1 protein-coding gene is annotated in these 16,923 nt (G+C 72.1%); it reads left to right on the top strand.

Annotated elements, in window-relative coordinates; translation table 11 throughout:
- Positions 1 to 36 precede the first annotated feature (36 nt).
- Positions 37 to 16,908, top strand: coding sequence for a non-ribosomal peptide synthetase (locus JOE46_RS14170; RefSeq protein WP_209927617.1), 16,872 nt, complete (start codon positions 37 to 39; stop codon positions 16,906 to 16,908).
- The last annotated feature ends 15 nt before the right edge of the window (positions 16,909 to 16,923 follow it).

Here is a 16,923-nt window from a genome sequence, read left to right as displayed (position 1 = left end):
CGATGACCGGCGCCGCGCGACGAAGATCGGACCTGTATGTCTTCTCCCTCGGATTCGACGGCACTCCCGCACGCCACCGGCCAGTGGCTTCCCGTCACCGCCGCCCAGTCCGAGGTGTGGGTCGCGCAGCAGCTCACCCCTGCCAGCCCGGCCTACAACATCGCCCTCACCGTCGAGGTGAACGGGCCGCTCGACATCGCCCGCGCGGTCGAATCCGTGTACATGACCATCCGGCGCGCCGAGGCGCTGCACGTGCGGTTCGCGGTCGGGGCGGACGAGGTGCTGCGGCAGCAGCGACTCGATCCGGAGGGGTGGACCCTGCGGATCGTCGATCTGCGCGGTCGGCCGGATCCCCTCGCAGCCGCCCGCGCGTGGGTCGAGAACGACATGCAGACCGTCGCCGAGCTCGAGAGCGACGAGCCACTGTTCACCCAGGCGATCCTGCGGATCGACGACGAGCTCACGTGGTGGCACCAGCGCTACCACCACAGCATCATCGACGGGTACGGCATCGTGCTGCTGGTCGCCGAGGTCGTCGGCAGGCAGGAACACCCGGAGCTGCTGTTCGACGAGCAGGACTGGTCGCTGCAGACCGCGATCGACGCGGACGTCGAGTACCGCGTGTCCGGGCGGTACGAGGCGGATCGTGCCCACTGGCTGGAATGGTTGGCCGACGCCCCCGAACCCCCCGTGCTGCTGCCGCCCTCGCCGGACCCCACCGCGCCGCCGATCAAGGCGACCGTCGAACTCGACCCCGAGACCGTTGCCGGGCTGTTCCGGTTCGCCGACGCCCAGGACATCCGGCGCAACCGGATCCCGTTCGCGATGATCGCCGCCTATCTGCACCGGGTCAGCGGCCAGACCGACCTGATGCTGTCGGTGCCGCTGACCGGCCGCACCGGTCGGGCGCTGCGGAACCTGCCGTCGATGGCCTCGACCATCCTGCCGATGCGACTGCGGGTGGACGGCGACAGCACACTGGCCGCACTGGCGGCACACATCGACAAGGGGCTGGTCGGGCTGCTCCGGCACGGCCGCTACCGCGGCGAGGACCTCGCAAGGGAGATGCGCGCGCTCGACCCGTCCCGGCGCGTGTTCGGCCCCGGCGTGAACATCGTCATGTTCGAGCACCCCATGACCTTCGGCGGCAGCCCCGCGTCCGCGCAGAACATGGTCACCGGCGCGATCGGCGAGCTGGACTTCACCGTGCAGGGCGGTCAGGAGGGTCAGTCGATCAGGATCGACCTGCGCGTCGGTGCGGGCCTGGAGGACGAACTCGAGCGGCACCGCGTGCAGTTCACCGAGTTCCTCCGCCAGCTCGCCGCCGCGCCCGAGGCCCCGGTCTCGCGGTTCGACGTGCTGTCGGACGCGCAGCGGCGCCAGGTGCTGGTGGACTTCAACGACACCGCCCGGCCGCAGCCCAGCCACACCGTGCCCGAACTGTTCGCGGCTCAGGTCGCGGCGACCCCGGACCGGGAGGCGTTGATCGCGGGCGAGGTCCGGCTCAGCTACCGGGACCTCGGCGCGCGGGTGAACCAGCTCGCCCGACACCTGACCGAGTGTGGACTGGCGCCGGAAGAGGTTGTCGCGGTCGGTGTTCCGCGTTCCGCCGAGATGGTCGTCGGACTGCTCGCGGTGATGGCCGCTGGCGGCGCCTTCGTGCCCCTCGACCCGGCCTGGCCGCAGGACCGCCGCGACCAGGTGCTCGCCGATGCGGGCGCACGGCTGGTGCTCACCGGACCGGGCGGGGTGCAGGCCTCGCCGGACGCCGCGGTCGCGGTGGACCTGGCCGACTGGGCGCACGGGTTGCAGTCCGCGGATCCGCTCGACGCCGCGATCGAGGGCCGGTCGCTGGCCTACGTCATCTTCACCTCCGGTTCCACCGGCAGGCCCAAGGGCGCGATGATCCGCCACGAGGCGATCTGCGCCCGGTTGCTGTGGCAGGTCGAGGAGGTGCTCGGGTTCGGCGTCGACGACGCCTCACTGTTCAAGGCGCCGCTCTCCTTTGACATCTCGGTCAACGAGATCCTGCTGCCGCTGGTCTCCGGCGGCAGGCTGGTGGTCGCCGAGGCGGGCGGCGAGCGCGACCCGCACTACCTGCTCGACCTCATCGAACGCGAGCGGGTCACCTTCGTGTACCTGGTCTCGTCGATGCTCAGCGTGCTGCTGGACCTGGCCGAGGGCGGCCGCTCGCTCGACGGACTCCGGCACGTCTGGTGCGGCGGCGAGGTGCTCACCCCGGAACTGTTCGACCGCTTCCGGCGCCGGCTCAGCACCACCCTCTACCACGGCTACGGCCCCGCCGAGGCGACGATCGGTGTCTCCCATGTGATCTACCGCGATCGCGCCGAGCGGATCGCGTCCTCGATCGGCAGGCCGAACCCCAACACCCAGCTGTACGTGCTGGATTCGCAGCTGCGGCCGGTGCCGCCAGGAGTCGGCGGCGAACTGTATGCCGGCGGCTACCTGCTCGGCCGGGGCTACGTCGGGGCGGCCGCCATGACGGCCTCCCGATTCATCGCCAACCCCTTCGCCGAGGACGGGTCCCGGCTCTACCGCACCGGTGACCTCGCGCGGTGGGCGGAGGACGGCAGCCTCGACTTCATCGGTCGCGCCGACAACCAGGTCAAGATCCGCGGCATGCGCCTCGAGCTCGAGGACGTCGAGGCCGCGCTCGCGTCGCACCCGGGCGTCCGTGACTGTGCGGTGCTGGTGCGCGAGAACAACGGATCCAAGTACCTTGCGGGCTATGTGGTCTCGCACGCGACACACCCGGGGCTGACCTCCGATGAGGTGCGGGCCTGGGCGGCGGCCAAGCTGCCCGAGTACATGGTGCCCACCGTCGTGTTGGTCCTCGACGAGTTCCCGCTGACCCCGAACGGCAAGCTGGACCGGCGGGCACTGCCGGAACCGGACCTGCGCGCCGCGCTGCCCGGGCTGGCTCCGCGCACCGAGCGAGAGCAGCAGCTGTGCGCCATCATCGCCGGGGTGCTCGGCGTCGACAGCGTCGGCGTCACCGACGACTTCTTCGCGCTCGGCGGTGACAGCATCGTCGCCATCCAGCTGGTGAACCACGCGCGCGGCGCCGGCCTGAACTTCAGTGCCCGCGAGGTCTTCCAGTTGCGCACCGCGGAGGCCCTCGCCCGCGAGATCGAGGGCCGCGCGGAGGCGTTGGTGGACCGGCTCGACGTGCCGCTCGGCGAGGTTCCCGCGACGCCGATCATCGCGCACACCAGCGAATCCGGCGAGGCCGTCGCCCGGTTCCACCAGTCGGTGCTCGTGCAGACGCCGATCGGGCTCGACGCGGACGCGGCGCGCGCGGCGCTGGCCGCGGTGATCGAGCGCCACGATGCGCTGCGCGCCGCGCTGGTCCGCGGTGAGCGCTGGGCGCTGTCGGTGCCGGAGACCGCGGCCGCGACGGACCTGCTCCTGCTCGACGCGGAGCACCTGTCCGAGGCCGAGCTAGACGCCGTGGTTTCACGCGAAACAATCGCCGCCGCAGCGCGACTCGACCCCGACGCGGGCGCGATGGTCGCGGCGGTCTGGTTCGACGGCGGGACGGACCGCCCGGGCCGGCTGTTGCTGGTTGTGCACCACCTGGTGGTGGACGGCGTGTCCTGGCGGATCCTGCTCGAAGACCTGGCCAGGGCGGGATCGGCGGCGACGGCGGGCATTCCCGTCGAGCTGGCCCCGGTGGGCACCTCGCTGCGCCGGTGGTCCCAGCTGCTGTCCGAGCGGGCCGAATCCGGTGCGTTCGACGGCGAACTCGATCACTGGCTCTCGGTGTCGCGGACACCGGACCCCGCGCTCGGATCCCGCGGGCTCGACCCGGCGCTCGACCGCTGCGGCGCGGCCGAGTCGATCACGGTGAGTCTGGCGCCCGAGTTCACCGGTCCGCTGCTCGGGGCCGTGCCCGCCGCGTTCGGCGGTCAGGTCGGCGACGTGCTGCTCACCGGACTCGCCGCCGTGCTGGCGGACTGGCGCGGCCAGGCCGGGTCCGGCACCCAGGTGGTCATCGACCTCGAGGGCCACGGCCGCGAGGAGGACGCCGCGGGCAGGCCGGTCGACCTGGGCCGCACGGTCGGCTGGTTCACCAGCCTGTACCCGGTCCGGATCGACGCGGGTGCGCTCGCGGACGGCCTCGACCCGGCCGCGCTCGGCGTGGCGGTGAAGACGGTCAAGGAACAGCTGCGGGCGGTGCCCGGCAACGGTATCGGCTACGGCGCGCTGCGATACCTGAGCCCGTCGGGTGCCGAGCTGGCCGGTGGCGTCACCCCGCAGGTGCTGTTCAACTACCTGGGCAGGGTTTCCGCCTCCGAGGGCGCGGACTGGCTGCCGATCGCGATGGACGGCGCCAACGACCCCGATGCGCCGATGGGCCACGCCATCGAGTTCAACGCGATCGCGGAGGACGGACCCGACGGGCCGACCCTGCGCACCACCATCACCTGGGCGCCAGGGTTGTTCCCCGCGGCGCGGATCGCCGCCCTGTCCGAGGCCTGGACCGCGGTGCTGCGTGCGCTCGCGGCGAGCGCCCCGTTCGGCGGCCACACCCCCTCGGACTTCCCGCTCGCGCGGCTGGGCCAGGCGGACGTGGACCAGCTCGAGGCCGCGGCCGCCGAGCTGGTCGACGTGCTGCCGATGACCCCGCTGCAGGAGGGCATCTACTTCCACAGCGCGTTCGAGACCGAGCACTCCGATCCCTATGTGGTGCAGCAGATCATCGAGCTGGCCGGTCCGGTGGACCCGCAGGCGCTGCACACCGCGCTGCAGACGGTCGTGGACCGGCACGCGGCGTTGCGCACCGGGCTGCGGGCGGTGTCCGACGGCCGGGTGGTGCAGGTGGTCTCCGGCGAGGCCCTGGTCCCGATGGATGTGGTGGACCTGCGTGGGCTCGGTGCCGACGAGGTCTCGTCCCGGGTCCGGCAGATCCTCGCCGACGAGCGGGTGCGCGGGTTCGACCTCGAGCAGGCGCCGCTGCTGCGGTACGTGCTGGTGCTCGTCGGACCGGGCGAGCACTTGCTGCTGCAGTCGATCCACCACATCGTGGCCGACGGCTGGTCGGTGCCGGTGATGCTGCGCGAGCTGATGGCGCTGTACACGCCCGCGGGCTCGGCGCCCGCGGCGCTGCCCGCCCCGGAGCCGTACCGGAACTACCTGGGCTGGTTGGGCTCCCGTGATCGGGAGGCATCGATCGAGGTGTGGCGCGCCGCGCTCGACGGTGTCGACGAGCCGACCGGGCTCAGCAAGGCCGAGCGCGGCACCGAGGTCGGTGTCCGCGAGGTCGAGGTCAACCTGTCGGCGGCGCAGACAGCGGACCTCATCGCGTCCGGTCGAGCTCGCGGATTGACGCTGAGCACCCTGGTGCACGGCGCCTGGGGCCTGCTGCTGGGCCGGCTCACCAAGCGCCGCGATGTGCTGTTCGGCTCGACGGTGTCCGGGCGCGGCGGCGACCTGCGCGGCATCGAGACGATGGTCGGGTTGTTCATCAACACGGTGCCCGCTCGATTGCGGTACCGCGCCGAGGAATCCGCCGCGGAGGCGCTGACCCGTTGGCAGGACGAGCAGTCGAGGCTGCTCGAGCACCAGTACATCGGCCTGAGCGAGCTGCGCAGGCTGACCGGGCTGCAGGAGCTCTTCGACACCCTGGTGGTGTTCGAGAACTACCCCATCGGCGAGGGCGCCGTCGCCGACCCCACCGGCCGGCTGGAGATCACCGGCATCACCTTCGAGGAGAACCCGCCGTACCCGGTCACGCTGATCGTCGCGCCCGGCGACGAGCTGCGGCTCGAGGTCAAATACCAGGCCGCGGTGGTCGACTCGGCCACCGCCAACCGGTTGGCCGACGGCATGGTGTCCTTCCTCGGTGAGCTGGTGCGCGACGGCGACCAGCCGATCTCCGCGCTGGCGCTGGTGACCGCGGCCGAGCGGGACGAGCTGGAGGCGAGCTGGGCCGCGTCCCTCGGATCCGCCGAGGACCGCACCCTCACCGACCTGCTCGACGAGCAGGCTGCCCGGACCCCGGAGGCGGTCGCCGTCGAGTTCGAGGGACGGTCGCTGACCTACGCCGAGCTGCACGCACGGGCGAATCGGCTGGCGCGAGACCTCGTCGACCGGGGGGTGGGACCGGAGTCGCTCGTCGGCGTCGCGCTTGGACGTTCCCTCGAACTCATGGTCGCGCTGCTGGCGATCGGCAAGGCGGGCGGCGCGTACCTGCCGCTCGACCTCGACTACCCGGCCGACCGGTTGTCGTACATGCTGGCCGACGCGGAGCCCGTGTGCGTGCTCACCGACGGCGGGCCGTTCGACACCGGGCTGCCGGTGCTGACGGTGGATCTGTCCGAGCCTCTGGGGGATTCGGGTGTGCTGCCGGCGGTCGCCAGGGCCGTGGCGGGCAATCCCGCCTACGTCATCTACACCTCGGGTTCGACCGGCAGGCCCAAGGGCGTGCTGGTGCCGCACGAGGCCATCGTCAACCGGCTGCTCTGGATGCAGTCCGAGCACCCGCTGCCGGTCGGGGAGCGGGTGCTGCAGAAGACGCCGTCGAGCTTCGACGTCTCGGTGCCGGAGTTCTTCGGGCCGTTGATCGCCGGGGCCACCGTCGTGCTTGCCCGTCCCGGCGGGCACAAGGATCCGGCGTACCTCGCCGGCCTGATCGCCGAACGCGGCATCAGCCGTGCGCATTTCGTTCCGTCCATGCTCGACCTGTTCCTGGCGGAGCCGGGCGCCGCCGCCTGCACCGCGCTGCGGGTCGTCGGCTGCTCGGGTGAGGCGCTGCCCGCGGCATCGGCCCGGCGCTTCGCCGAGGTGCTGCCGGGAGTGCGGCTGGACAACCTCTACGGGCCCACCGAGGCCGCGGTCGAGGTGAGCTACTTCTTCGGGGCGCAGGAGGTTTCGTCGGCGGCGCTCAGTGTGCCGATCGGCGCGCCGGTCGCGAACACCCGGCTGTACGTGCTCGATCAGTACCTGAACCCGGTGCCGCCGGGCGCCGAGGGCGAGCTGTACCTGTCCGGGCCGCAGCTGGCCCGCGGCTACCTCGGCCGCGCCGCGCTGACCGCGGACCGGTTCGTCGCCGACCCGTTCGTCGCAGGCACCCGGATGTACCGGACCGGCGACCTGGTGCGGTCCGTGGATGGCGATCTGGAGTACGTCGGCCGCGCCGACGACCAGGTGAAGCTGCGCGGCTTCCGGATCGAGCTCGGCGAGATCGAGGCCGCGCTGCTTGCCGATCCGTCGGTGGCTCAGGCCGCCGTCCTGGTGCGCGAGGACCGGCCCGGCCAGCAGCGTCTGGTCGCCTACGTGGTGCCCTCCGGGCCCGTGAGTCCTTCTGGCCCCCAGGGGGACCAGAAGTACCCACAGGCGCTGGCCGCCTCGCTGCCGGAGTACATGGTGCCCAGCGCCTTCGTGGAGCTGGACGCGTTGCCGCTGAGCCCGAGCGGAAAGCTCGACCGCAAGGCCCTGCCCGCGCCGGACTTCTCCGCCGCGGTGTCGGCACCCGCCTCGAGCACGGGCACGGAGGGACGCATCGCCGCCCAGTTCGCCGAGGTCCTCGGCCTGGACCGGGTGGGACCGGGCGACGACTTCTTCACCCTCGGCGGCGACAGCATCCTGGCGATCCGGCTGGTGAACCTTGCCCGCCGCGACGGTGTCACGCTCACCCCCCGCCAGATCTTCGAGCAGCGCACCCCGGCCGCGATCGCGCGGTTGGTCGGCGAGGCGGACCCGGTCGCCCAGGCGGCCGCGCCCGACGCACCCGTCGCCGACGGCATCGGCGAGGTCATCCCGCTGCCGGTCGTGCACCGGCTCTCCGAATGGTCAGGCGGCACCGACCGCTTCAACCAGGCCGTGCTGCTGCACACCCCGGCGGGCGCCGACGAGCGCGCACTCCGCATGGCGCTGCAGGCCCTGCTCGACCACCACGACGGCCTGCGCGCCCGCCTGACCCGGCACGCGCCAGGCGTGTGGTCGACGGTCACCACCGAACCCGGTTCGGTGAGCGCCGCCGCCCTCCTCACCACCGTCGACGCCCGCGACCAGGAGTCGCTGCGCGACATCGTCACCGAGCACTCCGAGGCGGCGACCGAGCGCCTCGACCCCGAGTCGGGCGTGATGCTGCAGGCGGTGTGGTTCGACGCCGGACCGGAGACCACCGGCCGCCTGCTGATCGTCGCCCACCACCTCGTGGTGGACGGGGTGTCCTGGCGGATCCTGCTCGAGGACCTCGCGATGGCGAACGTGGCGTCGGCATCCGGTCAGGATGCGGCGCTCGATCCCGTCGGCACCTCGTTGCGCGGGTTCGGCCGGATCGTTGCGGAGCAGGCCCAGGGCGCCGAGCGCCTCGCCGAGCTGGCGCACTGGACCGCCGTGACGGCGCCGGGAGCGGCGCTGGTGCCGGAGGTCAGCGGTCACGCGACCATCGGAACCGGTTCCCAGCACCGGGTTTCGCTGTCCGTCGAGGACACCGTCGCCGCGCTGACGATCGTGCCCGCACTGGCGAACGCCGACGTGACCGACGTGCTGCTCGGCGCGCTGCGGATCGCCGTGAGCCGCTGGCACCGCGACGCCGGCAGCGCCGCCTCGGACCTGCTGGTCGACCTGGAGCGGCACGGCCGCGAGGAGCTGACGCCGGGCGTTGACCTGTCCCGCACGGTCGGCTGGTTCACCAGCATCAGCCCGGTCCGACTGCGGGCGGGCGAGCGACCGCTGGACGTGCTCAAGGACGTGAAGGAGCGGCTGCGGGACTCGCCCGACGGCGGCATCGGCTTCGGCATGCTGCGGTACTCGAACGCCCGCACCGCCGCCCTGCTCGCCGCCCGCGCGGAGTCGCAGGTCCTGTTCAACTACCTGGGCCGGATGCCGTCGACCGATCTCGGCGTCGCGGTCCCGTGGGCCCCTGCGCCCGAGACCGATGCGCTGTCAACCTATCCCGATGCCGACATGGGCGGTCCCTACCTGCTGATCGTCAACGCGATCTGCGAGGACACGGCCGAGGGCCCGGTGCTGCGCGCGAACTTCGGCCGCTCGGACCTGGGGCTGACCGAGTCCGACGGTGAGGCGCTGAGCCAGGGCTGGGCCCAGGCGGTGCGCGAGCTCGTCGAGACCGCGGCGCGCCACGACGGACCCGGCGTCCTGACGCCGTCCGACGTGCCGCTGGTGGCGCTGACCCAGGACGAGCTGGACCTGATCGCCGAGCGCAGCCCCGCCGGGGTCGACGCGGTGTGGCCGCTGTCCCCGCTGCAGGAGGGCCTGTACTTTCAGGCGACCTTCGACACGTCGCCGGCGGCGACCCGTGACGCTCCCGCCGACATCTACACCGCGCAGTTCTCGCTGGACTTCGAGCATCGCCTCGACGTCGAGCGGCTGGCTGCGGCACTGCGCACCCTGCAGCGCCGGAACCCGACGCTGCGTGCGGGATTCCTCAGCGACGGCCTCACCACGCCGGTGCAGTTCATCACCGCCGACCTCGAGGTCCCGATCGCCCTGTTCGACCTGCGCGAGCTGGCGGAGTCCGAGCGCGAGGCCCATGCCGCCGAGCTGATGGCCACCGACCGGCTCACCCCGTTCGACCTGACGGCGCCGCCGCTGTGGCGGGCGATGGTGATCCGTCTCGACGACGACCGCGACCGCCTGGTGGTCAACCGGCAGTTCCTGCTCTGGGACGGCTGGTCGAACGGCATCGTCGTGAGCCAGCTGCTGGCGCTCTACGAGTCCGCGGGTGATGACGGCGGGTTCCCCACCGCGACGGGCGGTTTCGACGACTACCTGGGCTGGCTGCGCGACCGCGACAGCGAGACGGGGAAGGCGGAGTGGCGGCGCGCGCTGGCCGGTCTCGAGGAGCCGACCCTGCTCGGGTCGACCGTGGCCGGGGCGCCGGCGCTTCCCGGCCGTCGCGACACCGTGCTCACGGCGGACCTCAGCGAGCGGCTGCGGACCAGGGCCTCGGCGAGCGGGGTCACCTTCAACGCCGTCCTCAGCGGCGCGCTGGCACTGGTGCTCGGCGCCGCGACCGGGCGCGACGACGTCGTGTTCGGCATCACCGTCGCAGGCAGGCCCCCCGAGGTCGAGGGCCTCGACACGGTGGCCGGACTGTTCCTCAACACGGTCCCGGTCCGCACCACGCTGCGTCCGGCGGAGCGGGTGGAGGACCTGTTGCGGCGCAGCCAGTCCGAGCGTCTCGGCCTGATGCCGCACGACTACCTCGGACTGGCCACCATCGGACGCGAGTCCGATCACCGCCAGCTCTTCGACGTGCTCTACGTGCTGCAGAACTTCGTCGACGAGAACCAGGTGTCGGCGCTCAACAGCGCGCACGACATCAGCGGCGGCGACAGCGTCGACCACACGCACTACCCGCTGACCGTGGTGGTGACACCGGGCAACCGGGTGAAGATCAAGTTCGAGTTCCGCCCCGAGGCGGTGGCCGAGGCGACCGTCGAGTCGATGCTGGCCCGGTTCGTCGGGCTGCTCGAACTGTTCGCCGACGACGTGTCCGTGCCGGTCGGGTCGCTGGACCTGTCGCTGCCCGGCGAGCGCGCGGCGCTGGCGTCCCTCTCGGCCGAGCGGGAGCTGCCCGAATCCACCATCGCGGACCTGTTCGCGGAGGCGGCCGCGCGCACCCCGGACGAGGTCGCGCTCGTCTTCGGTTCGGAGTCGGTGACCTACCACGACCTCGACGGCCGGATCAATGCCATGGCCCGGCTGCTGCTGGCACACGGCGCCGGCCCGGAACGGATTGTGGCGCTTGGCCTGCCGCGGTCGGTGGAGATGGTGGTCGCGCTGTTCGCGGTGCTGCGCACCGGGTCGGCGTACCTGCCGCTCGAGCTGGACCACCCGGCGGAGCGCCTGCTCGGGATGCTCGAGGACGCCCGGCCGGTGGCACTGGTGACCACCGTCGCGGTCCGCGAGACCCTCGCCGGGTTCCAGGGCGAGGCGATCGTCCTCGATGGCGACGCGACCCGGGACCACGGCACCGGACCGCTTACGGACGCCGAGCTGGGCGGCTTCGCCCCCGGCACCCCCGGGCGGCTGGACCACCCGGCGTACGTCATCTACACCTCCGGCTCGACCGGTAAGCCGAAGGGCGTGGTCACCGGCTACCGCGGCCTGACCAATATGCAGTTCAACCACCGCGCGGAGATCTTCGACCCGACGATCTCGATGACCGGCGGCCGTCGCCTCCGGATCGCGCACACCGTGTCGTTCGCGTTCGACATGTCCTGGGAGGAGCTGCTCTGGCTCGTCGAGGGTCACGAGGTGCACATCTGCGACGAGCACCTGCGCCGCGACGCGGAGGCACTGGTCACGTACTGCAACGCGCACGCCATCGACGTCGTCAACGTGACGCCGACCTACGCGCAGCACCTGTTCGAGGAGGGCCTGCTCGGCGACGGTCCGGGCGAGCACCGGCCGCCGCTGGTGCTGCTCGGCGGCGAGGCGGTGCCGGATTCGGTGTGGAGCCGGCTGCGGGACACGGAGGGGACGTTCGGCTACAACCTGTACGGCCCCACCGAGTACACGATCAACACGCTCGGCGGCGGTACCGCGGACTCCGCGACGCCCACGGTCGGCAAGCCGATCTGGAACACCAGGGCCCACATCCTCGACTCGTGGATGCGTCCCGTCGCGGACGGGGTGGCCGGTGAGCTGTACATCGCGGGCATCGGCCTGGCCCGCGGCTACCTGGACCGTTTCGGCCTGACCGCCGAGCGCTTCGTGGCCGACCCGTTCGCTGCGGGCGGCCGGATGTACCGCACCGGCGACCTGGTGCGGCGCGGCGTCGATGGCAATATCGACTTTCTCGGCCGCACCGACGCCCAGGTGAAGATCCGCGGTCACCGGGTCGAACTGGGCGAGATCGAGGCGGTCCTCGCCGGCCTCGACGGGGTGCGGCAGTGCGCCGTCATCGCGGCGCCCGGCCCCGGCGGCGTCAAGCGGCTGGTCGCCTACGTGGTGCCCTCCGGGCCCGTGAGTGGTTTCGGCCCGCAGGGGGGCCAGAAGTACGCACAGGCGCTCCGCGCCTGCCTGCCGGACTACATGGTGCCGGCGGCCTTCGTACCGACCGAGACCTTGCCGATGACGGTAAACGGCAAGCTCGACGCGCGAGCACTGCCGCCGGTGCCGGACGCGGTCGGTTCGGGATCACGCGCTCCCGCCGACCACATCGAGCAGGCGCTGTGCGAGCTGTTCGGTGAGGTGCTCGATGTCAGCGAACTCGGTGTCGAGGACAGCTTCTTCGACCTCGGCGGGCACTCGCTGCTGGCGACCAGGCTGATCAGCCGGGCCCGGTCGGCGCTGTCGACCGAGCTGACGATGCGGGACCTCTTCGAGGCGCCCACCGTGGCTGCGCTGGCGGAGCGGGTCCGCGCGCGGGGACAGGCGGTGCGCCCTGTACTGGCGCCCGCGGCCCGGCCCGACAACCTGCCGATGTCCTCCGCACAGCAGCGGCTCTGGCTGATCCAGCAGATCGAGGGGGACTCGGTCTCGACGGACGGCGTGCCCGCCGGGGCTGCGTACAACTTCCCGATCGTGTTGCGCCTGAAGGGCGAACTCGATCCCGAGCTGTTCTCGACCGCGCTCGCGGACGTGGTCAGCAGGCACGAGTCGCTGCGAACCGTGTTCGGCGAGGTCGACGGCCTGCCCGTGCAGCGGATCCTCGACGAGGCGACCCCGGAGCTGACGGTGGTGGACGGGGTCGAGGCCGAGATCGCGGGACTGGTCCGAGGCGCCGTGCTGCGTCCCTTCGACCTGACCCGTGAGATCCCGGTGCGCGGCACCGTGATCCGGCTGGCCGGGGGCGAGCGAAGCGACGGGGGATGTCACGGTGATCACGTCCTCGCGCTGGTGCTGCACCACATCGCCACCGACGAGTGGTCGGACCGGCCGTTCCTGCGGGATCTGATGCTCGCCTACGCCTCGCGGGCGCACGGGCAGGCGCCGCAGTGGGAGCCGCTGGCCGTGCAGTACGCGGACTACACGCTCTGGCAGCGCGAGCTGCTCGGCGACCCCGCGGACCCGGATTCGGTTCTGAGCGAGCAGCTCTCGTACTGGGAGCGGACGCTGTCCGGTGCGCCGGAGGAGCTGACGCTGCCCACCGATCGGGCCCGGCCCGCACGGCCGAGCTTCGCGGGCGGCGCGATCGAGCTGGATCTGGATCCGCGCACCACCGCAGCGCTGCGGGCGCTGGCCACCGACAGCGGAGCGAGCATGTTCATGGTGCTGCACGCAGCCGCGGCGGCGCTGCTGCACCGCATCGGCGCGGGCGAGGACCTGCCGCTCGGCGCGCCCATCGCGGGCCGCACCGAGCAGGGCCTCGACGAGCTGGTCGGGTTCTTCGTCAACACGCTGGTGCTGCGCACCGACGTGAGCGGCAACCCGACGTTCGGCGAGCTACTCGGCCGGGTCCGTGAGCTCGACCTCGCGGCGTTCACCCACGCCGACGTCCCGTTCGAATCCGTTGTCGAGCGCCTGAACCCGGCACGCACGCTGGCCAGGAACCCGCTGTTCCAGGTGATGGTCGGCTACCACAGCCGGGCCGCCGATATCACCGAACTGGGTGGCCTGACCCTGGAGCCGGTGCCGCTGCCGGAGCGGACCGCCAAGTTCGACCTGGTGTTCAACTTCACCGAGTTCCTGCCCGCGGCAGCGGATTCGGATGCCGGCGACGGCAAGATCACGCTGCGCCTGGAGTACGGCGCGGACCTGTTCGACCGGTCCACCGCCGACGCGATCGCGCACCGTCAGCTGGCGCTGCTCGACGCCGTCGCGCAGGAGCCGACGACGCCGATCGGCGCTGTCGACGTGTTCCTGCCCGGCGAGAGGGACCTGGTGCTGGTGGACTTCAACGACACCGGCCGGGAGGTGCCGGAGGAGACCCTCGACGCCTCGTTCGCGCGCTGGGTCGAGGCCACACCGGACGCGGTGGCCGCGCTCGACGAGCACCGCAGCGCCACGTACGCCGAGCTCGACGAGCGGTCCGATCGGATCGCCGCGGTGCTCGCCTGTCGCGGCGTCGGCGCGGAATCGGTGGTGGGCCTTGCCGTTCCGCGCTCGGTGGACATGGTCGCCTCGGTGTTGGCCGTCCTCAAGCTGGGCGCGGCCTACCTGCCGCTCGACCTGAGCCACCCCGCGGACCGGATCTCGTACATGCTGGCCGACTCGAACGCGGGGGTGCTGCTGAGCACCGCCGCGGAGTCCGCGCGGATCGACGAGGTGCCGGGCCTGCGCCGGGTGCTGCTCGACGAGCCGGGTACGGTCGCGGAACTGGCCGCGGCACCGAAGCCGGTGGCCGCGGTGCCCGACGGCATCGACCACGCCGCCTACGTCATCTACACCTCCGGATCCACCGGCAGGCCGAAGGGCGTGGTTGTCTCGCACGAGGGCATATCCAGCCTGGTCGCCACTGCCGAGGACCGGATGAAACTGGTCCCGGGTTCGACCGTGCTGCAGTTCGCCTCGGTCGGGTTCGACGTCGCGGTGTTCGAGCTGTCGATGGCGCTGTGCACCGGTTCGCGCCTGGTGATCGTGCCGGACCGCTCGCGGGTCGCGGGCCCGGAGCTCACCGACTTCATGCACGAGCACGAGGTCACGCACGCGATCATCCCGCCGTCGCTGATGGCCGCGCTGCCGCCTGGCGCCCTGGTGCCCGCGGGCTGCACGGTCCTGGTCGGCACCGAGACGGTGCCGCCGGACCTGATCGGGCGGTGGGCGGAGCGGCTGAACCTGCTGGCCGCCTACGGCCTCACCGAGGCCACGGTGAACAACACCCTGTGGCAGGCGCAGCCGGGCTGGAACCAGGCCGTGCCGATCGGCATCCCGGACCCCAACGAGCAGGCGTTCGTCCTCGACGCGCGACTGCGGCCGGTTCCGGTCGGCGTCGCGGGCGAGCTGTACATCGCCGGCCGCGGGCTTGCCCGCGGCTACCTCGGCAAGCCGGCGCTGACGGCGGGGCGTTTCGTCGCCAATCCGTTCGGCCCCGGCCGGATGTACCGCACCGGCGATCTGGCGCGCTGGCGTGCGGAGGGCAATATCGACTTCCTCGGCCGGGTCGACGACCAGGTGAAGATCCGGGGCTTCCGCATCGAGCTCGGCGAGATCATCGCGGCGCTCGCGGACGGCCCGGGCGTCAACCAGTCCGCGGTGGTCACCGACAGGGACGGGTCGATCGCCCGGCTGATCGGGTACGTGGTCCCGCACGAGGGTGCGGTGGTCGATCCGGCCGCAGTGCGCGCCCACGTGGCGTCCTCGCTGCCGGACTACATGGTGCCGAGCGTGGTCATCGTGCTGGACGGGCCGCTGCCGCTCACGCCTAACGGCAAGCTCGACCGCAAGGCGCTGCCCGCGCCGGACTGGTCGGAGCTGACCGGCGACGTCGCGCCGCGGACGCCGAGGGAGCGGGTGATCGCGGACCTGTTCGCGGAGATCCTGCACCTGCCCTCGGTCGGCGTGCACGACAACTTCTTCGACCTCGGCGGTCACTCGATGGCCTCGATGCAACTGGTCGGCCGGGTGCGCGCGGAACTGGGTGCCCAGCTGAGCATTCGGGAGGTCTTCGACGCGCCGACGGTCGCGGAGCTCGCCGAGCTGACCGAGGCGGACACCGGTGAGGGCAGGCCTGCCGTGATCGCGGGCGCGCCCCGCGACGGGGCCGCGCCGCTGTCGCCGCCGCAGCGCAGGCAGTGGCGGATGTACCGGGAGTCGCCGACCGCCAGCCACGCCCTCTCGCTCTATCCGGAGCGTCGGCTCGATGCCGAGTCGCTGGCGTTGGCGCTCGACGACGTGGTCTCGCGGCACGAGCCCCTACGCACGGTGTTCTTCGAGCGCGACGGCGAGGTGTTCGGCCAGGAGGCGGTGCGCCCGCAGGTCGGGCTGGTCGACATCGGCGACGGCGATCTGCACGCGCGGGTCTTCGAGCTGGCCCAGCAGCCGATGGATCTCACCGAGGAGGCACCGCTGCGGGTGCAGCTCGTGGAGGACGCGTCGGGTCGCCAGGCCCTGCTGCTGGTGATGCACTACCTGGCCGTCGACGAGTGGTCCGTGGTGCCGTTGCTCGGGGAACTGCTCGCCGGCTACCTGGCTCGGCAGGCGGGACATTCGCCCGACCTGCCGCAGCTGCCGGTGACCTATGGCGACTACGAGCTCTGGTCGCGGCAGGTGCTCGGCGATCCCGCCGATGAGTCGAGCAGGCACGCAACGCAACTCGCGTACTGGCGGCAGCGCCTGTCCGGCGTGCCGGAGGCACTGGCCATGCCGGGCGAGCGGCCGGGTGGTCCCCGCCGCGGCGACGTGGTGCCGCTGCCGATCGACGAGTCACTGCATCGCGAGATCGACGCGCTGGCCCGCCGGACCGGCACCTCGATGTTCATGGTGTTGCAGTCGGCACTGGCCGTCGCGCTCACCGAGGCCGGTGTGGGCGAAGACCTCCCGATCGGGGCCCTGGTCGCCGGCCGGACCGAGGAGGCACTGTCCGGGTTGATCGGCTGCTTCTTCAACACGGTGGTGCTGCGGACGGACACCTCGGGTGAACCGACCTTCGCGGAGTTGCTGGCCCGGGTCCGGGAGAGCAACCTGTCCGCGCTCGAGCATCAGGATGTCGGATTCGACGACGTGGCAACCGATCTCGGCGGCGACGCGCTGCGGCCTCAGGTGATGATCGTGCACCACGAACAGGCGCGCCTTGGCGAGGTGGACGGGGTCTTCGGGGGGCTGCTGCCGGTCCCGGTCGGGGAGCCGGTGTCGGACCTGACGCTGAGCTTCTACGAGCCCGTGGGGGAGGGTCCCGTGCACGCCTACCTCGGCTACCGGGCGCACGTGCTCGATCCCGCCATCGTGTCAGTGCTGGCGGACCGACTGCTGGCCGTGCTGGCCGTCGCGTGCGCCGACGCGGATCGCCGGATCGGGGTGATCAAGTGAGGGCCCGCCCAGCCA

The organism is Rhodococcus sp. PvR099 (assembly GCF_017833315.1).
Taxonomy (GTDB): domain Bacteria; phylum Actinomycetota; class Actinomycetes; order Mycobacteriales; family Mycobacteriaceae; genus Rhodococcus_G; species Rhodococcus_G oryzae.
This window is presented reverse-complemented; position numbering and strand designations above follow the sequence as displayed.

What these genes read in the sequence shown, in the direction of transcription:
- JOE46_RS14170 (WP_209927617.1), top strand. Translation starts at nt 37, where the DNA reads ATGTCTTCTCCCTCGGATTCGACGGCACTCCCGCACGCCACCGGCCAG.